The 18,835-nt window shown below is 72.3% G+C and carries 16 protein-coding genes and 1 pseudogene; 9 read left to right on the top strand and 8 right to left on the bottom strand.

Annotated elements, in window-relative coordinates:
• Positions 1-167 precede the first annotated feature (167 nt).
• From ADL34_RS16860 to ADL34_RS16870, 4 genes are all read right to left on the bottom strand, one after another.
• Complete coding sequence (locus tag ADL34_RS16860; protein ID WP_062666386.1) at positions 168-842, bottom strand: GntR family transcriptional regulator; 675 nt, start codon at positions 840-842, stop codon at positions 168-170.
• Between the two features lie 205 nt (positions 843-1,047).
• Entirely contained in the window at positions 1,048-1,986 is a 939-nt protein-coding gene (locus ADL34_RS16865; RefSeq protein WP_062666387.1) for a beta-ketoacyl-ACP synthase III, read from the bottom strand.
• 149 nt (positions 1,987-2,135) lie between these two features.
• Entirely contained in the window at positions 2,136-2,264 is a 129-nt protein-coding gene (locus tag ADL34_RS37025) for an MFS transporter small subunit (protein ID WP_256959279.1), read from the bottom strand.
• Positions 2,254-3,585, bottom strand: coding sequence for an OFA family MFS transporter (locus ADL34_RS16870; RefSeq protein ID WP_062666388.1), 1,332 nt, complete (start codon positions 3,583-3,585; stop codon positions 2,254-2,256). The genes ADL34_RS37025 and ADL34_RS16870 overlap by 11 nt, the downstream gene beginning before the upstream one ends.
• Before the next feature lie 262 nt (positions 3,586-3,847).
• Here ADL34_RS16870 and ADL34_RS16875 point away from each other — a divergent pair, with 262 nt between their 5' ends.
• The 6 genes from ADL34_RS16875 to ADL34_RS16900 all read left to right on the top strand — a co-directional run bounded on the left by ADL34_RS16875 (position 3,848) and on the right by ADL34_RS16900 (position 11,669).
• Positions 3,848-4,819, top strand: a complete 972-nt coding sequence (locus tag ADL34_RS16875) for a 2-dehydropantoate 2-reductase (RefSeq protein ID WP_062666390.1) — start codon at positions 3,848-3,850, stop codon at positions 4,817-4,819.
• Positions 4,816-6,750, top strand: coding sequence for a molybdopterin oxidoreductase family protein (locus tag ADL34_RS16880; protein WP_062666392.1), 1,935 nt, complete (start codon positions 4,816-4,818; stop codon positions 6,748-6,750). Before ADL34_RS16875 ends, ADL34_RS16880 begins: the two co-directional genes overlap by 4 nt.
• Before the next feature lie 4 nt (positions 6,751-6,754).
• The gene (locus ADL34_RS16885) at positions 6,755-8,587 is read left to right on the top strand and encodes an NADH-ubiquinone oxidoreductase-F iron-sulfur binding region domain-containing protein (protein WP_062666395.1); all 1,833 of its coding nucleotides are present in this window, start codon (positions 6,755-6,757) and stop codon (positions 8,585-8,587) included.
• Complete coding sequence (locus ADL34_RS16890) at positions 8,584-9,444, top strand: 2Fe-2S iron-sulfur cluster-binding protein (RefSeq protein WP_062666397.1); 861 nt, start codon at positions 8,584-8,586, stop codon at positions 9,442-9,444. Before ADL34_RS16885 ends, ADL34_RS16890 begins: the two co-directional genes overlap by 4 nt.
• Positions 9,445-9,460: 16 nt before the next feature.
• On the top strand, positions 9,461-10,309 hold the full coding sequence (gene fdhD, locus ADL34_RS16895) for a formate dehydrogenase accessory sulfurtransferase FdhD (protein WP_062666399.1): 849 nt from the start codon (positions 9,461-9,463) through the stop codon (positions 10,307-10,309).
• 124 nt (positions 10,310-10,433) lie between these two features.
• A complete protein-coding gene (locus ADL34_RS16900; protein WP_062666401.1) occupies positions 10,434-11,669 on the top strand; it encodes a DUF4185 domain-containing protein in 1,236 nt (411 codons plus the stop codon).
• Here ADL34_RS16900 and ADL34_RS16905 read toward each other — a convergent pair.
• The gene (locus ADL34_RS16905) at positions 11,605-12,669 is read right to left on the bottom strand and encodes a bile acid:sodium symporter family protein (protein WP_079034074.1); all 1,065 of its coding nucleotides are present in this window, start codon (positions 12,667-12,669) and stop codon (positions 11,605-11,607) included. The two genes, ADL34_RS16900 and ADL34_RS16905, sit on opposite strands and share 65 nt — an antisense overlap.
• Positions 12,670-12,832: 163 nt before the next feature.
• Here ADL34_RS16905 and ADL34_RS16910 point away from each other — a divergent pair, with 163 nt between their 5' ends.
• The 3 genes from ADL34_RS16910 to ADL34_RS16920 all read left to right on the top strand — a co-directional run bounded on the left by ADL34_RS16910 (position 12,833) and on the right by ADL34_RS16920 (position 16,775).
• The gene (locus tag ADL34_RS16910; protein WP_062666405.1) at positions 12,833-13,696 is read left to right on the top strand and encodes a LysR substrate-binding domain-containing protein; all 864 of its coding nucleotides are present in this window, start codon (positions 12,833-12,835) and stop codon (positions 13,694-13,696) included.
• A gap of 321 nt (positions 13,697-14,017) precedes the next feature.
• The gene (locus ADL34_RS16915; protein ID WP_062666408.1) at positions 14,018-15,844 is read left to right on the top strand and encodes an AMP-dependent synthetase/ligase; all 1,827 of its coding nucleotides are present in this window, start codon (positions 14,018-14,020) and stop codon (positions 15,842-15,844) included.
• A gap of 94 nt (positions 15,845-15,938) precedes the next feature.
• The gene (locus ADL34_RS16920) at positions 15,939-16,775 is read left to right on the top strand and encodes an aldo/keto reductase (protein WP_062666410.1); all 837 of its coding nucleotides are present in this window, start codon (positions 15,939-15,941) and stop codon (positions 16,773-16,775) included.
• 78 nt (positions 16,776-16,853) lie between these two features.
• Here the strand turns inward: ADL34_RS16920 and ADL34_RS16925 are convergent, their stop codons facing one another.
• From ADL34_RS16925 to ADL34_RS16935, 3 genes and pseudogenes are all read right to left on the bottom strand, one after another.
• Entirely contained in the window at positions 16,854-17,555 is a 702-nt protein-coding gene (locus ADL34_RS16925) for an SDR family oxidoreductase (RefSeq protein ID WP_062666411.1), read from the bottom strand.
• Between the two features lie 91 nt (positions 17,556-17,646).
• Positions 17,647-18,510 (bottom strand): class I SAM-dependent methyltransferase, encoded by an 864-nt coding sequence (locus tag ADL34_RS16930; protein ID WP_062666413.1) that lies wholly within the window; start codon positions 18,508-18,510, stop codon positions 17,647-17,649.
• 54 nt (positions 18,511-18,564) lie between these two features.
• Positions 18,565-18,835: pseudogene (locus ADL34_RS16935) on the bottom strand (SAM-dependent methyltransferase); the annotation flags it as partial.

Here is an 18,835-nt window from a genome sequence, read left to right on the forward strand (position 1 = left end):
GCTTTCGAGGGGAACGTAGCAGCGGCCGCCGGGAGTGGGAAGAACTTGCGCAGAGATTGCCGCCAACTTTCTCCACTCACAGGACAAAGGCGGACCCCCGTGACGCCTGGAGGGCCGTCACGGGGGTCCGTGAGCGTGCGTTTCCCGCCGTCGGGCGGGCGGGCCGGTTACTGGGCCCGCTGGTGGTACGACCGCCGGGTGTGCTCGGTGTGTTCCCGCATCAGCCGGGTCGCGCGGGCCTCGTCCCGGTCGGTGATGGCGGCGATCAGCCCACGGTGCTCGATCCACGACTGGTGGCCGCGCTGCCGGGCGATCGGCGTGTAGTACCAGCGGACACGGCGGTCGACCTGGGCGGCGAGTTCGGCGAGGACGGTGTTCCCGGCCAGCTCCATGACCTTCGTGTGGAAGCGGGCGTTGAGCGCCACGGCGGTGTCCACCTCGTCGGCGGCGACGGCCTGCTCGCCCTGGGCGCACAGCTCCTCCAGGGCGGCGATGCCGGCGCTGTCCGCGTGGGCGGCGGCGAGCCGGGCCGCCTCGGCCTCCAGGAGCGTACGGACGGTGAGGAGCTGGTCGGCCTCCTCCTCGGTCGGCTCGTGCACGAACGCGCCCTGCGCGGGCCGCAGATCGACCCACCCCTCGGTGTTCAGCCGCTGGAGCGCCTCGCGCACCGGCTGCCGTGACACGCCGAGGTGGCCGGCCAGTTCGCTCTCGACCAGGTGCTGGCCGGGCTGGAGGGCGCGGGTCGTGATGAGTTCGAGCAGCGCCTCGTAGACGCGGTCGCGCAGCGGGCCGGGCCGTTCGAGCTTGGGCACCGCACCCTGCGGCAGTCCTGTCAACAACATCGGTTCCCCTCCTGGGTGCACACCGGGCGACTGCGCCCCCGTGGCCGGCCGTCACCGCGAGCCCGTATGGATTGTCTTTCGTCTACAGTCTACGGCGCACCGGGCGGGAGAACCGGGGAGTGGGCCACATCCCGCCACCGAGGGGACCCCTGACCGCCGCCGAGGGATCCCGGACCGCCGCCGAGGGGACGCCGGACCGACGCCGTCACGGGCAGCGGACGACCTGTCCCGCGTACGACAGGTTGCCGCCGAAGCCGAAGAGCAGCACCGGGTCGCCGCTGGAGATCCGGCCTTGCTCCACCAGCTTGGAGAACGCGAGGGGGATGCTCGCCGCCGAGGTGTTGCCGGACTCGGTGACATCGCGCGCGACGACCGCGTCGACGGCGCCCAGCTTCTGGGCGAGGGGTTCGATGATGCGCAGGTTGGCCTGATGCAGGACGACACCGGCGAGGTCCTGCGGGGCGTACCCCGCGCGTTCGCAGGCGGCGCGCGCGATGGCCGGCAGCCGGGTCGTCGCCCACCGGTAGACGCTCTGCCCCTCCTGCGCGAAGCGGGCGGGCTGCCCCTCGATGCGCACGGCGTGGCCCATCTCGGGCACCGAGCCCCACAGCACCGGGCCGATCCCCGGCTCGGCGGACGCCTCCACGACGGCGGCGCCCGCCCCGTCCCCGACCAGGACACAGGTCGTCCGGTCGGTCCAGTCGGTGACGTCGGACATCTTGTCGGCGCCGATGACCAGGGCGCGCGTGGAGGAGCCCGCGCGCACCGCGTGGTCGGCCGTGGCCAGCGCGTGGGTGAAGCCGGCGCAGACGACGTTGATGTCCATGGCGGCCGGTGAGGGGATGCCGAGCCGGGCCGCCACCCGCGCGGCCATGTTCGGCGACCGGTCGATGGCGGTGGAGGTCGCGACCAGGACGAGGTCGATGTCCTCCGGCGCGAGGCCGGCCGACGCGAGCGCCTTCGCGGCGGCGTGCGCGGCGAGTTCGTCGACCGGCTCGTCGGGCCCGGCGATGTGGCGCGTGCGGATGCCGACCCGGGACGTGATCCACTCGTCACTGGTGTCGACCATGCCCGCCAGGTCCTCGTTGGTGAGGACCCGGGCGGGCTGGTAGTGGCCGACGGCGGCGATGCGCGAGCCGTTCATCAGTGGTGATCCCCTCGAACCTCGGGTAGCGGGATGCACCAGTCTGATCAGTGACTCACCGGTACGACGGCACGTGATGCCACAGGAAACGGACGCGGGTGTTGTCGGCTTCTTGCAGACTCCCGCGGGTGCGGGAGTCTGCCGGACGGCTACCCCGTGAACAGCTGCGTCGCCTTGCGGACGAGTTCGTAGAGCCCGTACGCGAGCGGTGCGCCCACCCACACCCAGGCGAAGGTGATCAGTGCGCGCCGGGCGGGCGGGCTGTCGTCACTGGACATCGCTGGCCTCCTTCTTTGTGGGCTCCTCGGTCCGCGGCGCCGGTTCGTGGTGGCGGGGGTGGACGGGCCGCACGAGTTCGTTGGCGACGAACCCGACGGCGAGCAGTCCGATCATGATGAACAGGGACAGGGTGTAGAGGGACGAGCCGTCCTTGCCCGCCTCCTCCTGCCGGTCGGCGATCCAGTTCACGATGAGGGGCCCGAGGACGCCGGCCGTGGACCAGGCGGTGAGCAGCCGCCCGTGGATCGCGCCGACCTGGTAGGTGCCGAACAGGTCCTTGAGATAGGCGGGGACGGTGGCGAAGCCGCCGCCGTAGAAGGAGAGGATGACCAGCGCGCACAGGACGAACAGCGGCTTGGAGGAGTCCCCGGCGAGTGCGATCAGGGCGTACATCAGGGCGCCGACGCCGAGGTAGACGCGGTAGATGTTCTTCCGCCCGATCAGGTCCGAGGTGGACGACCAGCCGATGCGGCCCGCCATGTTGGCGGCGGACAGCAGGGCGACGAAGCCGGCCGCGGCCGACACCGACACCGGCGTGGAGGTGTCCGCGAAGAAGTCCGTGATCATCGGCGCGGCCTTCTCCAGGATGCCGATGCCGGCGGTGACGTTCATGCAGAGCACGATCCACAGGCACCAGAACTGCGGTGTGCGCACGGCACTGCGGGCGGACACCTGCGGTCCGTCGAGGGCGGCGGGACCGTCGCCGGCCGCCTTCACCGGGCGCGGCACGCGCACCAGCAGCACGCCGAGCAGCATGAAGACGGCGTACGTCAGGCCGTGGACCAGGAACGCCATGGCGATGCCGGAGCTGTCGGTGCCGAAGGACTCCAGCATCTGCGCCGACCACGGGGAGGCGATGAGGGCGCCGCCGCCGAAGCCCATGATGGCGATGCCGGTCGCCATGCCGGGCCGGTCGGGGAACCACTTGATCAGGGTGGACACCGGCGAGATGTAACCGATGCCGAGGCCGATCCCGCCGACGAAGCCGTAGCCGAGGACGATCAGCCAGTACTGCTCGACGGCGGCTCCGAGCGCGGCGAGCAGGAAGCCGGAGGAGAAGCAGACCAGGGCGACCGTCATCGCCCAGCGCGGCCCGTTGCGCTCCACCAGCGTGCCGCCGAACGCGGCGGACAGGCCGAGCATGACGATGCCGAGCTGGAAGGGCAGCGCGCTCTGGGTGCCGCTGAGGCCGAGGGCCGACTCCAGTGGGGGTTTGAACACGCTCCAGGCGTAGGCCTGGCCGATGGACAGATGGACCGAGAGTGCGGCGGGCGGAACCAGCCAGCGGCTCCATCCCGCGGGTGCCATGGGGGGACTCATGATCCCGCACGGTAGGCAGCGCCGAGGTGGTTGAGAAGTCAACGGGTCGATCGTCTGCGGTGAACGGTATGCCGGGCGCGACGAACGGTCGCCGGTCATCCGCGCGTCGGCGTGCGAAGGCGTGCGCGCACTCTTGCTGACCCCCTATCCATACTGTAGACAATATTCAGTCGACGAGCTTCAGGGCTTCGGCTCGTCCCCTCCCGCTTCTTCAGCACAGCCACCTCCGCGGTACTCCCTCGACCGAACGGAGCGTTCCGAAGTGAAAGTTGCAGTCCTCGGCGCCGGTGCCATCGGCGCCTACGTCGGAGCCGCGCTGCACCGCGCGGGTGCCGACGTGCACCTGATCGCCCGTGGACCGCACCTCGCGGCCATGAGGCAGCACGGGGTGCGGGTGCTCAGCCCGCGCGGCGACTTCACCGCCCGCGCCCACGCCACCGACGACCCGGCCGACGTCGGCCCGGTCGACTACGTCTTCCTGGGCCTGAAGGCCAACACGTACGCGGCGTGCGGGCCGCTGATCGAGCCGCTGCTGCACGAGCGCACGGCGGTCGTGGCCGCCCAGAACGGCATCCCCTGGTGGTACTTCCACCGGCACGGCGGCCCCTGGGACGGGCACCGCCTCGAGAGCGTGGACCCGGCCGGAGCGGTCAGTGCGGTGCTCGCGCCCGAACGGGCCGTCGGCTGCGTCGTGTACGCCGCCACCGAACTCGAAGGGCCGGGCGTCGTACGGCACTTGGAGGGCACCCGGTTCTCCGTCGGCGAGCCCGACCGCAGTGTCTCCCGGCGCTGTCTCGCCTTCAGCGAGGCCATGGTCGCCGGCGGCCTGAAGTGCCCGGTCGAACCCGACCTGCGCAACGACATCTGGCTCAAGCTGCTCGGCAACATCTCCTTCAACCCGATCAGCGCGCTCGCCCGCGCCACCATGCGGCAGATGTGCCTGCACGGCGGCACCCGCAAGGTCATCGAGACCATGATGACCGAGACGCTGGCCGTCGCCACGGCCCTGGGCTGCGAGGTCGGCGTCTCCATCGAACGCCGTCTCGCGGGCGCCGAGAAGGTCGGCGACCACCGCACCTCCACGCTCCAGGACCTGGAGCGCGGCAAACCGCTCGAACTCGACGTGCTCCTCGCGGCCGTCGTCGAACTGGCGGAGATCACCGGCGTCCAGGTGCCCACCCTGCGCACCGTGCACGCCATCTCGGACCTGCTCGCGCTGAGGAGCGCCGCATGAACGAACGCCGTAAGAAGGACCGTGGCCGCAGGAATTACACCCGGCTGACCCACCCCCTGGTGCGCGACTCCCGGGACGAGCCGTTCCGGCGGGCGACCTGGGACGAGGCCCTCGACCGGGCGGCCCGGGGCATCGAGCGCAACCGTGGCGCGTTCGGCATGTTCTCCTGCGCCCGCGCCACGAACGAGATGAACTACGTGGCGCAGAAGTTCGCCCGCGTCGTGATGGGCACCAACAACGTCGACTCCTGCAACCGCACCTGCCACGCCCCCAGCGTGGCGGGCCTGTCGGCGGCCTTCGGGTCGGGCGGCGGCACCTCCTCCTACGAGGAGATCGAGCACACCGACGTCATCGTGATGTGGGGCTCCAACGCCCGCTTCGCGCACCCGATCTTCTTCCAGCACGTGCTGAAGGGCATCCGCAACGGTGCCCGGATGTACGCGCTCGACCCGCGCCGCACCTCCACCGCCGAATGGGCGGAGAGCTGGCTCGGACTGAACGTCGGCACCGACATCCCGATGGCCCACGCGATCGGCCGCGAGATCATCCACGCGGGCCTCGCCAACAAGGCGTTCATCGCCCGGGCGACGACCGGCTTCGAGGAGTACAAGGCGCTCGTCGAACCGTGGACGCTGTCCCTCGCCGAGAAGGTGACGGGCGTACCGGCCGCGGCCATCCGGCAGGTCGCGCACGCCTACGCCCGCGCCGAACGCGCCCAGCTGTGCTGGACCCTCGGCATCACCGAGCACCACAACGGCACCGACAACGTCCGCGCCCTGATCAACCTGTCCCTGCTGACCGGCCACGTCGGCCGCTACGGCAGCGGGCTCCAGCCGCTGCGCGGGCAGAACAACGTGCAGGGCGGCGGCGACATGGGCGCCATCCCCAACCGGCTCCCCGGCTTCCAGGACCTCCTCGACCCGGGCACCCGCGCGAAGTTCGAGTCCGCCTGGGACACCGTGATCCAGCCCCACTACGGCCTGAACCTCACCGAGATGTTCGAGGCGATGGAGGACGGTGACCTGCGGGCCGTCTACTGCGTCGGCGAGAACCCAGCCCAGTCCGAGGCCGACAGCGAGCAGGCCGTACGGCGGCTGAAGCAGCTGGACTTCCTCGTCGTGCAGGACATCTTCCTGACGAGGACGGCCGAGCTCGCGGACGTCGTCCTCCCCGCCACCGCCGGGTGGGCCGAGACCGAGGGCACCACCACCAACAGCGAGCGGCGGGTACAGCGGGTGCGCCGGGCCCTCATCCCGCCCGGTGAGGCGCGCGAGGACATCGACATCATCTGCGACCTCGCCGGCCGGCTCGGCCACGACTGGAAGTACGCCGACGCCGAGGCCGTGTGGAACGAGCTGCGCTCGGTGTCGCCGGACCACCACGGGATGACGTACCGGCGGCTGGAGGAGCACCAGGGCATCCAGTGGCCCTGCCCCAGCACCGACGGGCTCGAACCGGCTTATCTGCACGGCCGGTTGTGGGAGGACGACCCGGCGAGGCGCGGCACGCCGGCGCCGTTCGGCATCGTCCAGCACGATCCGCCGGTCGACCTGACCGACGAGCGGTACCCGATCCGGCTGACCACCGGACGCCGGCTCGACTCCTACAACACCGGGGTGCAGAGCGGCAGTTTCGCCTCCCCGCTGCGGCGCGGCGAGTTCGTGGAGATCAGCCCGGAGGACGCCGAGCGGTACGGGGTCGTGGTCGGCGAGAAGGTCCAGGTGACCTCGCGGCGCGGCAGCGTCGTCGCGCCGGTGTGGGTGGACACCGCGCTGCGGCCCGGCCTGGCCTTCATGACCATGCACTTCCCCGACGAGGTGGACACCAACCAGCTGACGATCGAGGCGAACTGCCCGATCGCGGGGACGGCGGAGTTCAAGGCGTCGGCGATCCGGATCGACAAGCTCCCCGTCGCGACCATCGTGAGGTGACGCAGTGGACCTGCACTTCGGCGACAGCAAACCGACGGACGACGAGCGCGCGGCCGTCGACGCCCTGCTCGGGCCGCCCGAGTCGTCCTGGGAGGGCGCCGCCCGCGACGAGATGGGGGCCGCCGATCTGAGGTGGGCGCGCGGCGGCCGTGCCGCCCGGGACCGCCGCGACCTGCTGTTGCCGGGGCTGCACGCCATCAACGACCGGATCGGCTGGATCAGCGAGGGCGCCCTCGACTACCTGTGCCGGCGGCTGACGGTCCCGCCGGCGGAGGCGTACGGCGTCGCCACCTTCTACGCCCTGTTCTCCGTCAAGCCGCGCCCCGCGACGGTGCTGCACGTGTGCACGGACCTGGCGTGCGCGGCGGCCGGCGCGGGTGAGCTGTGCGCCGGCATCGAGTCGCGCCTGGGACCGGGCAGCGGCGTGAGCGTGCAGCGCGGCCCGTGCCTCGGCCTGTGCGAACGGGCCCCCGCCGCCCTGGCGGTGAAGGCGGGCGACCCGGTGCGTACGGCGGTGTCGGCACCGGCGACCGTGGAGGGTGCCGTGCTCGCCGCGAGCGCGCCGGACTCCGCGCCCGGGGAACCGCCCGCGGCGATGGCGGTGCCACAGGCCGGGGACCCCTCGCTGACACTGCTGCGGCGCGTCGGCGTCGTCGACCCCGCCTCGCTGGACGACTACCGGGTCCACGGCGGGTACGCCGCGCTGCGCCGGGCCTTCGAACTCGGCCCCGCCGGGGTGATCCGCGAGGTCACCGACTCCGGCCTGGTCGGGCGCGGCGGCGCCGCCTTCCCCACCGGCCGCAAATGGCAGGCCACGGCGTCCCAGCCCGACCATCCGCACTACGTCGTCTGCAACGCCGACGAGTCCGAGCCCGGCACCTTCAAGGACCGGGTGCTGATGGAGGGCGACCCGTACGCGCTGGTCGAGGCCATGACGATCGCCGGGTACGCGACGGGCGCCCACCGGGGCCATCTGTATCTGCGCGGCGAGTACCCGCGCGCCCTGCGCCGTCTGGAGCACGCGATCGCGCAGGCCCGGGCGCGCGGCTTCCTCGGCGACGACGTCCTCGGCCAGGGGTACGCCTTCGACATCGAGATCCGGCGGGGCGCGGGCGCGTACATCTGCGGCGAGGAGACCGCGCTGTTCAACTCCATCGAGGGCTACCGGGGCGAGCCGCGCTCCAAGCCGCCGTTCCCCGTGGAGAAGGGGCTGTTCGGCAAGCCTACGGTGGCGAACAACGTCGAGACGCTGGTCAACGTCCTGCCGATCCTGACGATGGGGGCCCCGGCGTACGCGGCCATCGGCACCGGGCGGTCCACCGGGCCGAAGCTGTACTGCGTGTCCGGCAGCGTGGACCGCCCCGGCGTCTACGAGCTCCCCTTCGGCGCCACCCTCGGCGAGCTGCTGGAGCTGGCGGGCGTCCGGGACGGGCTGCGGGCCGTGCTGCTGGGCGGCGCGGCGGGCGGCTTCGTACGGGCCGACGAGATGGACATCCCGCTCACCTTCGAGGGGACGCGCGAGGCCGGCACCACGCTCGGCTCGGGGGTGGTCCTCGCCTTCGACGGCACCGTGCCGCTGCCCCGGCTGCTGCTGCGGATCGCCGAGTTCTTCCGCGACGAGTCGTGCGGGCAGTGCGTGCCCTGCCGGGTCGGGACGGTCCGTCAGGAGGAGGCACTGCACCGGATCGCCGAGCGCACGGGCGCGGCGGCCGCCGACGACATCGCCCTGCTCAGAGAGGTCGGCCGCGCCATGCGGGACGCCTCCATCTGCGGTCTGGGGCAGACCGCGTGGAACGCCGTGGAATCCGCGATCGACCGACTGGGGGCCTACGCATGACCGCGATACCGCTGGGAGTGCCGCGCCGGCTGGTGGAGTTCACCCTCGACGGGCAGGAGGCCCGGGTGCCTGAGGGCTCCACGATCCTCGACGCCTGCCGGGCCGCCGGGAAGGACATCCCGACCCTGTGCGAGGGCGACACACTGCGGCCCAAGAACGCCTGCCGGGTGTGCGTCGTCGAGGTCGAGGGGTCCAGGACGCTGGTGCCCGCCTGCTCCCGCAGGGCCGAGGCGGGCATGGAGGTCAGCACCGGCACCGAACGCGCGCGACACAGCCGCAAGATCGTCCTGGAGCTGCTGGCCTCGTCCGTCGACCTGTCGACGACGCCGCGGGTCGCCGGATGGCTCAAGGAGTACGAGGCGAAACCGGACCGCTTCGGCCCGGACGCCGCCCGGCTGAACGAGGAGCCGAAGGTCGACAACGAGCTCTACGTCCGCGACTACGACAAGTGCATCCTCTGCTACAAGTGCGTGGACGCCTGCGGCGACCAGTGGCAGAACACCTTCGCGATCTCCGTCGCCGGACGCGGCTTCGGCGCGCGGATCGCCGTCGAGCACGACGCCCCGCTCACCGACTCGGCGTGCGTGTACTGCGGCAACTGCATCGAGGTGTGCCCGACCGGAGCCCTGTCGTTCAAGTCGGAGTTCGACATGCGTGCGGCGGGTACCTGGGACGAGTCGGCTCAGACCGAGACGACCACCGTGTGCGCGTACTGCGGTGTGGGCTGCAACCTCACGCTCCATGTGCAGGACAATGAGATCGTGAAGGTCACCTCGCCGCACGACAACCCGGTGACCCACGGCAACCTGTGCATCAAGGGCCGCTTCGGCTACCAGCACGTCCAGAACCGGGACTGACGGGACTGATCGAGACATGGGACGAGTCACGGAACGACGCAAGGTGATCCGGATCAGGGACGGAGCGGTCTCCACCCGGCCGGACACCCTCGTCGCGGAGGAGCCCCTGGAGATCCGGCTGAACGGCAAGCCGCTCGCCATCACCATGCGCACCCCGGGCGACGACTTCGCGCTGGCCGCCGGCTTCCTGGTGAGCGAGGGCGTCCTCGCCGAGCAGACGGACCTGCGGAACATCGTGTACTGCGCGGGCGCGACCGCCGACGGGTCCAACACGTACAACGTGGTGGACGTGCAGACCGCGCCCGGCGTGACCGTCCCCGACATCACCCTCGAACGGAACGTGTACACCACCTCGTCCTGCGGGCTGTGCGGCAAGGCGAGCCTGGACGCGGTCCGTACGACGGCCCGCTGGCCCATCGCCGACACTCCCCCGGTCCGCGTCGACCCCGATCTGCTCGCGGGCCTCCCCGACCGGCTCCGCGCGGCCCAGCGGGTCTTCGACCGGACCGGGGGCCTGCACGCTGCCGCCCTGTTCTCCGAGGAGGGCGAACTGCTCGACGTCCGGGAGGACGTGGGCCGGCACAACGCGGTCGACAAACTCGTCGGCCGGGCCCTGCAGAACGGAGACCTGCCGCTGTCCCGGGCGATCCTGCTGGTGTCCGGGCGGGCCAGCTTCGAGCTGGCGCAGAAGGCCGTGATGGCGGGCATCCCCGTCCTCGCGGCGGTCTCCGCGCCGTCGTCCCTCGCGGTCGACCTGGCCGCGGAGACCGGGCTGACCCTGGTGGGCTTCCTGCGGGGCAGCTCGATGAACGTGTACGCGGGGGACCACCGGCTCGCCCTGCGGACCGCGGCCGCCCGAGGCTGACCGGCCCCCGCGACACGGCGGCGGGGCCCCGGCCGGCGGGGAGCGCCCCCTGCGCCGTCCCCGGGGCCCCACTGTTCGTCCGACCTCATGGACCGGGGCGCCTCCGGCCACTACCGTCCCAGGGGTGCCCGACGACATCCGAGCACGGCGGCGCGCGGGAACCGGCCTCGGTGTCCTGCTGGCGCTGGTGCTCGGTGCCGTGCTGCTCACCGCCCTCCCGGACGACGGCGAACGGGAGGGCGGTGCCGCGTGCGGCCCCCGGGGCGTCGGGTCCTGGTCGGCCGAGCGCGGTCTGACGGCCGAGTTCGCCCGCTACGGCGACGATCCCGCCCGCACCGACGACTGGACCGGCGGCGACGGCACGCATTCGGTGAGGCTGCCGGACGGCCGCCTGATGTGGCTGTTCTCGGACACCTACCTCGGCCGTGTCCACCCGCCGCCCAACCCGTTCGGCGAGTCCGCCGCCTGGCGGGAGGGCTCCGCTCCCCTGGTCCGCAACTCCGCGGTCGTCATGCGCGACGGACGGCTGGAGCGCACGCTGCCCGCGCCGCTCTTCCCCGACCCGGCGCCGGGCCAGTGGCGCTGGCCGGTCGCGGCCCGCGTCGAACCCCGCTCCCCCGGGGCGCCTGAGCGGGTCCTGCGGGTGCTGCTGTGGGTCCGCGCGGCCGGGCCGTCGCCGTGGATCTACGGGGTGCCGCTCGCCACGGAGGTCGCCACGCTCTCCCTGCCGGACCTGCGGGTGGAGTCGGCCGTGCGGATCGCCGACCAGCAGGCGGTGCCGGACCCGTCCCGGCGGGTGCTGTACGGGACCACGCTGGTCGAGGAGGGCGGCTGGACGTACGTGTTCGGGGGCGACGACGGCCGGGCCGCCGCCCGCCCGGCCGGCCGCGCCCATCTCGCGCGGGTGCCGCGCGGCCGGCTGGGCGAGCCGGACGCCTGGCGGTACTGGGACGGCTCGGGGTGGGGCGGGCCGGCCGCGCGGTCCCGGCCGGTGCTCGGGGACGGGCGGCGCGCCGGGGTGGGCAGCGCGTTCTCGGTGGCCCGGGTGGACGGGACGTACGTGCTGTTCACGATGGCGGCGGGCACGGCGGGGCTGCGGGCGGTGACGTCGTACTGGGCGTGCTCACCGGCCGGTCCCTGGCACGGGCCCGGCCGGCCCTTCACCCCGGGGCTGCCGCCCGGCGGCGGCCTCGCCGCGTACAACCCGCAGGTCCACCCCGAACTGGGCGGCGGCGGACGCCTCGTGCTCAGCTACGACGTCAACTGGCTGGAGCCGGCCGACGCGGCGGCCCAGCTCAGCCGCGACGTGTCCCGGTACCGACCGCGGTTCGTGACGCTGCGGCTGACCCCCGCCCGCTGACCGGGCCGGTGTCGTCGGCGTCGTCGGCGGCCTCCGGGTCGTGGGAGCGGCGTTTGGCGATGACCGCGCACACCATCAGCTGCATCTGGTGGAAGAGCATCAGCGGCAGCACGGCCAGGGAGGCGTGCGCGCCGAACAGGACGCTGGCCATCGGCAGCCCGGAGGCCAGGGACTTCTTGGAGCCGGCGAACTGGATGGCGATGCGGTCCGCGCGGCCGAACCCGAGCGCCCTCGCGCCGTACCAGGTCAGGGCTAGCATCACGGCGAGCAGTACGGCCTCGACGGCGAGGAGGCCGGCCAGCCGGCCGGGGCTGACCTGGTGCCAGATGCCCTGGACCATGCCCTCGCTGAACGCGGTGTAGACGACGAGCAGGATCGAGCCGCGGTCGACGAGCCCGAGGACCTTGCGGTGCCGGGCCACGAAACCGCCGATCCAGCGGCGCAGCAGCTGCCCGGCGACGAACGGCACGAGCAGCTGGAGCACGATCTTCACCACCGAGTCGGCGGAGAGGCCGCCGCCGTTGCCGCCGAGCACGGCCGCCGCGAGCAGCGGGGTGACGACGATGCCCACCAGCGAGGAGAAGGAGCCCGCGCAGATCGCGGCCGGGACGTTGCCGCGGGCCATCGAGGTGAAGGCGATGGAGGACTGGATGGTGGACGGGACCAGGGTGAGGAAGAGCAGTCCCTGGTAGAGCGGGTCGGTGAGGATCACCGGGACGAGTCCGCGGGCCGCGAGACCCAGCAGCGGGAAGACCGCGAAGGTGCAGACGAGGACGGTGACGTGGAGCCGCCAGTGCTTGAGTCCGTCGAGGGCCTCACGGGTGGACAGCCGGGCGCCGTAGAGGAAGAACAGGAAGGCGATGGCGGCCGTGGAGGCGCCCGAGGCCACGTCCGCGGCCGTCCCGCGCGCCGGGAGCAGGGCGGCGATGCCGACTGTCCCGAGCAGCAGCAGGATGTACGGGTCGATCGGCATCCACCGCGGCCAGTGCAGGCGTTTCACTGTGCTCCACTACTTCGCTCGTCGCTTCGCTGTACGTCGTGTACGTCGTGTTCCCGGCACGGACGTGCCCTCTCCATCGTCCTCCGGCTCTCTGCGATCGGGAATCCGGTATACCGCTCTGACTGTCATCACGATTCACGATGACCGGGCTAGGCTGGGGGCCGTGTACGACCCCTCCCAGCTGCGCACCTTCCTCGCGGTGGCCCAGACGCTGAGTTTCACGCGGGCGGCCCGCCGGCTCGGGCTGCGCCAGTCGACCGTCAGCCAGCACGTGCGGCGGCTGGAGGACGCGACGGGGCGGCCGTTGTTCGTCCGGGACACGCACTCGGTGGAGCTGACCGAGGACGGCGAGGCGATGCTCGGCTTCGCGCGGCGCATCCTGGCGGTGCACGAGCAGGCCACGGCGTTCTTCACCGGGACGCGGCTGCGGGGGCGGCTGCGCTTCGGGGCGTCCGAGGACTTCGTCCTGACCCGGCTGCCGGAGATTTTGGAGGGCTTCCGCTACGAGCACCCCGAGGTCGATCTGGAGCTGACGGTCGAGCTGTCCGGGACGCTGCACGAGCAGCTGGCCGCGGGGAAGCTGGACCTGGTGCTGGCCAAGCGGCGGCCTGAGGGCCCGCGCGGGGAGCCCGTCTGGCACGACCGGCTGGTGTGGATCGGCGCGGAGCGGCTGCGGCTGGAGCCGGACCGTCCGGTGCCGCTGATCGTGTACCCCCCGCCCGGGATCAGCCGGGCGATGGCGCTGGAGGCCCTGGAGCGGCAGGGCCGGCAGTGGCGGATCGTCTGCACGAGCGGCAGCCTCAACGGCCTGATCGCGGCGGCCCGGGCCGGGCTCGGCGTGATGGCGCACTCCCGGGGCCTGATCCCGCCGGGTCTGGTGCGGGTGCCCGAGCGGGCCGGTCTGCCCGAGCTGGGCCGGGTCGACTTCGTCCTGATGCACGGGCCCCGGCGGACGGCGGCCCAGTCGGCGGCCGACGCGCTGGCGGGCGCGATCCTCGCGGGCGGCGACCGGCTGCACCGGCGCTGAGCCCCGCGTGGGGGTGACGGCTTCGCAGCCGTGTGCGCTGAGGGAGGAGAGGACGGTCCGGCCGGGCGCCGCCCCAAGATCGACCGGACCTTCGCCCGGTAAGTGAGTCGGTCGGATTTGGTGGAGATTACGGGCCCGGAACTTACTCAACGGTCAGTTTTGTGTCCGCCGCTGTCCGATGTGGGGGCATTTTCCTTCGCTGACCTGTGCAAACTTGAGCACCCGTCGGTTTTCGGCCCCCTCCCGCCCGCATGACGGGTGGGGTAGCTTTCACGCCCTGTGCTGAGCGTCAGCCGATGCATTCGGAGCGGGGAGCGGGGTTTGCGCGAGTTCACCAACCCTCCGTTGGCGTTGGCACCGCCGGTGGGCGGCCTGGCCGACGTCGTCTTCGAGCATGCCCAGGAGGATCCCTCGTACGTGGTCCTCGGCCGCAAGGACGAGGACGGCCTGTGGCAGGACGTCACCGCCGCCGAGTTCCGCGACGAGGTGCTCGCCCTCGCCAAGGGGCTGCTCGCCCGCGGCATCCGCTTCGGCGACCGGGTCGCGATCATGTCCCGCACCCGCTACGAGTGGACCCTGTTCGACTTCGCGCTGTGGACCATCGGCGCCCAGGTCGTCCCGATCTACCCGACCTCCTCGGCCGAGCAGTGCTTCTGGATGCTGTACGACGCGGAGTGCTCGGCGGCGATCGTGGAGCACGAGGACCACGCGATGACGATCGCCACCGTCATCGACCGCCTCCCCCGGCTGCACGAGATGTGGCAGCTGGACGCGGGAGCCGTACAGGAGCTGTACGACGCGGGCGCCCATCTCGACGACGAGGTAGTCCACCGGCACCGGCAGGCGGTCACCCCCGAGTCGATCGCCACGGTGATCTACACGTCCGGCACGACGGGCCGCCCCAAGGGCTGCGTCATCTCGCACGGCAACCTGATGTACGAGGCCGACACGGTCATCGAGCGCTGGGAGCCGGTGTTCCACTCGAAGAAGGGCGACGAGGCGGCGACCCTGCTGTTCCTGCCGCTCGCGCACGTCTTCGGGCGGATGGTGGAGGTCGCCGCGATCCGCGGCCGGGTGCGGTTCGGGCACCAGCCTCAGATGCACGCGGCGGCGCTGCTGCCCGACCTCGCCGCGTTCCGGCCCACGTTCTTCCTCGCCGTGCCGTACATCTTCGAGAAGGTCTTCAACGCCGCCCGGCGCAAGGCCGAGAAGGAGGGCAGGGCCGGCGCCTTCGAGAAGGCCGTCGACGTGGCCGTGAAGTACGCCGACGCCGTCGAGGCGAAGGCGTGGGGCATCGGGCCGGGCCCCTCGGCGGGCCTGCGCGTGCAGCATCAGCTCTTCGACAAGCTCGTGTACTCCAAGATGCGCGCGGCGATGGGCGGACGCATCCGGCACGCCATGTCCGGCGGCTCGGCGATGGACCGGCGGCTCGGCCTGTTCTTCGCCGGCGCGGGCGTCCAGATCTACGAGGGCTACGGCCTCACCGAGTCCACGGCGGCCGCCACCGCCAACCCGCCCGGACGCACCCGGTACGGCACGGTCGGCCGGCCCATCCCGGGCGTCACCGTCCACATCGCCGACGACGGCGAGATCTGGCTGAACGGCGGCAACGTCTTCCTCGGCTATCTCAACAACCAGAAGGCCACCGACCAGACGCTGCACGACGGCTGGCTCGCCACCGGCGACCTGGGCACCCTCGACGAGGACGGCTATCTCACCATCACCGGCCGCAAGAAGGAGATCCTGGTGACCTCCGGCGGCAAGAGCGTCTCGCCGGGCGTCCTGGAGGAGCGGGTGCGCGACCATCCGCTGGTGGCGCAGTGCATCGTCGTCGGCAACGACCGCCCGTACGTCGCCGCCCTGGTCACCCTCGACCAGGAGGCCGTCGAGCACTGGCTGGCGATGCGCGGCAAACGCCCGATGTCACCGGCGGAGCTGGTCCGCGACCCGGATCTGGAGACCGAGGTGCGGCGCGCGGTCGTCGCCGCGAACACGCTGGTGTCGCAGGCCGAGTCGATCCGCACCTTCCGGATACTCGCCCAGCCGTTCACCGAGGAGCACGGGCTGCTCACCCCGTCGCTGAAGCTGAAGCGCAAGGCGATCGAGGGCGCGTACGCCAACGAGGTGGAGGCGCTGTACCAGGCGTGAGCGCCGGGTTTTTCTCCGGTCAGGAATGCGTGACGGGCCGTGATCGTTGACGATGGGAGTCCAACCTGTCGGCAACCGTAAGGATCAAGAGCTCGTGAGCAGCAAGGTCCCCCCGATCATCCTCAACAACGGCGTCGAGATGCCCCAGCTGGGCTTCGGCGTCTGGCAGGTGCCGGACGACGAGGCCGAGCAGGCGGTCGCGGCCGCGCTGGAGGCCGGGTACCGCAGCATCGACACAGCGGCGATCTACGGCAACGAAACGGGCACCGGCAAGGCCGTCGCCGCCTCCGGCGTCCCCCGCGAGGACGTCTTCGTCACCACCAAGGTCTGGAACAGCGACCACGGCTACGACTCCACGCTCCGAGCCTTCGACACCTCGCTGGAGAGGCTGGGCCTGGAGTACGTCGACCTCTACCTCATCCACTGGCCCACGCCGGCGCGCGGGACGTACGTGGACACCTACAAGGCGTTCGAGAAGCTGCTCGCCGACGAGCGGGTCCGCGCGATCGGCGTGTCCAACTTCCTCCCGGAGCACTTGGAGCGGCTGATCGAGGAGACCTCGGTCGTCCCGGCGGTCAACCAGATCGAACTGCACCCGCATCTGCAGCAGCACGCCTCGCGTGAGTTCCACGCCGAGCACGGCATCGCCACGGAGGCGTGGTCGCCGCTCGGCTCGGGCAAGGGGCTGCTGGAGGTCCCGGCCATCGTCGCGATCGCGCAGAAGCACGGCCGCACCCCGGCCCAGGTCGTGCTGCGCTGGCACCTCCAGCTCGGCAACGTGGTCATCCCGAAGTCCGTGACGCCGGCGCGGATCAAGGAGAACATCGAGGTGTTCGACTTCAGCCTCGACGACGAGGACCTCGCCGCGATCAGCGCGCTGAACGAGGACCGGCGCCTCGGCCCGGACCCGGCCGAGTTCAACGCCGCCTGAGGCGTCCGCCGCGCACACGGCACGGCCGCCGCTCGCCTGTCGCGAGCGGCGGCCGTGCCGTTCCGCGTTCCCGCCGGGTCAGTTGGGCTGTCCCAGCGGCCGTACGACGACGGTGTTGACGTCCACGCCCTCCGGCTGCCGGACGGCCCACACGACCGAGTCCGCGATCTGGTCGGCGGTCAGCAGGTTCCCCGGGGGCAGGCTGCCGAGGCCGTCCCAGAACGGCGTCTCGACGCGGCCCGGCGCGACGAGCGTGACGCCGACCCCCCATTCGGTGACCTCGCGCCGGGTGTTCTCGGCGAGCCCGGTCACCGCCCACTTCGTCGCGCCGTAGAGGTTGCCGGCCGTCGGCACGAACCCGGCGACGCTGCCGACCAGCACGATCCGGCCGCGGCTCGCCTTGAGGGCGTCGATGGAGGCGCGGATCAGCAGGGCCGGGCCGAGGACGTTGGTCAGCACCATCTCCGGCCAGCCGGCCGGGTCGCCCTGGGCGACCGAGTCGTGCGTGGCGAAACCGGCGTTGGCGACGACCGTGTCGAGCCGGCCGAACGCCTTGAGCGTGGCGTCCACCGCGGCCTGGACGTCCTCGTAGCGGGCGGAGTCGCCCACGAAGGTCAGCAGCCGCTCGGGCTGCCCGACCTCGTCGGCGAACCGGCGCAGGCGCTCCTCGCCGCGTCCGGTGACGGCGACCCGGTGGCCGGCGTCCAGCAGGCGGCGTGCGACGGCGGCGCCGATGCCGCTGCCGCCGCCGGTGATCAGTGCGGCCGGAGAGTCGGTCATGGTGGGTCCCCCTGTGTATCGGTGCCTGGACGAGCGGGAGTCCATCACTTGAAGTGCTCTCGAAGTCAAGGCCCTTTCGCCCGCGGGGACTTCATCGGGCGCGGACGGCCGTGAACACGGTCTGTGCCGCCAGGACGAAGACGTCCGGGCGGTGGTGGACGCTCGCCTCGTCGCCGGGGTCGAGGAGCCGGTCGAGAGCGGCGCGGTCGTCGGCGTCCAGCCGGTCGCCCAGGACCTCACGGGTGCGGGTGAGGGTGGCGACGGCGTACGCGCGGGCGCGGCCCGTGGTCGGGGCCGGCAGGTCCAGGAGGAAGGTCCGGGTGCCGCTGGGGCGCAGTCCGGCGGCGGCCAGCAGGGCGGGCCAGTCCTCCGCCTCGGCGACGGAACCGGGCAGCTCGGCCCGCATCCGCGCGAACCACTCCGCCTCCACCACGTCCAGGCGCGACTGGAGCCCGGGGCGCCCGAAGCCGATGTCACGCGGCAGGAACCGCGCCGGCAGACCGCCCTCCTGCAGGGCCAGGGTGCCGCCGAAGGAGAGCCGCTCGGCGAACGCGGCCAGCGCCGCCCGCTGATCGCCCAGATGATGCAGACTCCGCCCCGCCCACAACAGGTCGGCCGGATAGTCCAAGTCCCCCAGCACACCGGGGAGTTCACCGGTCAGCGTGTCGAAGCGATCGGCGACCCCGAAGCGCCCGGCCCTCTCCCGTGCCCGGTCCAGCAGAGGCTGCGAGGCGTCGACCGCGACGATCCGGGCCCCCGGGAAGGTGTCGGCCAGCAGACAGGACACGACCCCCGGCCCGCTGCCCGCGTCGACGACCAGCCCCGGCTCGGTCTGCCGTTTCGCGAGCCACGCCATGGCGTGCTCGTACAGAGGCGTGAACAACTCGGCCTGCGCCTCCAGCCGCGGACCCATCTCGCCCCAGTCGATATCGCTGTGCTCGTGATGATGCGCCATGCCCTCAGCCTCCCCTGTCCACCGCCACGAGCGCGCGAGGACGGTACCGAGGGCTCACTGCGGTTTGCGGAACGCCGCCAGCGTGAAGACCGGGTCCGGGCGGGGGCGGTCCTGGTCGGGGAGAGCGGACAGGCGGGTGGCGAAGGTCTCGGAGAGGGGGTCGCCGGGTGGGAGGGTGCCGAACCAGCCGCGGCGCAGGTCGGCCACCGTGCGGCGGGGGCTGCGGCCCTGGCCGTGGCCGGTGAAGCGGGTCCGTCCGGCGGGGAGCAGGCCGTGGTCGTGGGCGTGGGAGCGCACCCGGTCGGCCTCGTCCGTGGCGGGGGGG

This window comes from Streptomyces sp. NRRL WC-3605, from assembly GCF_001509795.1.
In the GTDB taxonomy this organism is placed as follows: domain Bacteria; phylum Actinomycetota; class Actinomycetes; order Streptomycetales; family Streptomycetaceae; genus Streptomyces; species Streptomyces viridochromogenes.

Excerpts from the sequence above, each read along its gene's own strand:
- ADL34_RS16925 (WP_062666411.1), bottom strand. The coding sequence starts at position 17,555 with ATGACCGACTCTCCGGCCGCACTGATCACCGGCGGCGGCAGCGGCATC.
- ADL34_RS16930 (WP_062666413.1), bottom strand. The coding sequence starts at position 18,510 with ATGGCGCATCATCACGAGCACAGCGATATCGACTGGGGCGAGATGGGT.
- ADL34_RS16865 (WP_062666387.1), bottom strand. The coding sequence starts at position 1,986 with ATGAACGGCTCGCGCATCGCCGCCGTCGGCCACTACCAGCCCGCCCGG.
- ADL34_RS16890 (WP_062666397.1), top strand. The coding sequence starts at position 8,584 with ATGACCGCGATACCGCTGGGAGTGCCGCGCCGGCTGGTGGAGTTCACC.
- ADL34_RS37025 (WP_256959279.1), bottom strand. The coding sequence starts at position 2,264 with ATGTCCAGTGACGACAGCCCGCCCGCCCGGCGCGCACTGATCACCTTC.
- fdhD (WP_062666399.1), top strand. The coding sequence starts at position 9,461 with ATGGGACGAGTCACGGAACGACGCAAGGTGATCCGGATCAGGGACGGA.
- ADL34_RS16880 (WP_062666392.1), top strand. The coding sequence starts at position 4,816 with ATGAACGAACGCCGTAAGAAGGACCGTGGCCGCAGGAATTACACCCGG.
- ADL34_RS16860 (WP_062666386.1), bottom strand. The coding sequence starts at position 842 with ATGTTGTTGACAGGACTGCCGCAGGGTGCGGTGCCCAAGCTCGAACGG.
- ADL34_RS16870 (WP_062666388.1), bottom strand. The coding sequence starts at position 3,585 with ATGAGTCCCCCCATGGCACCCGCGGGATGGAGCCGCTGGCTGGTTCCG.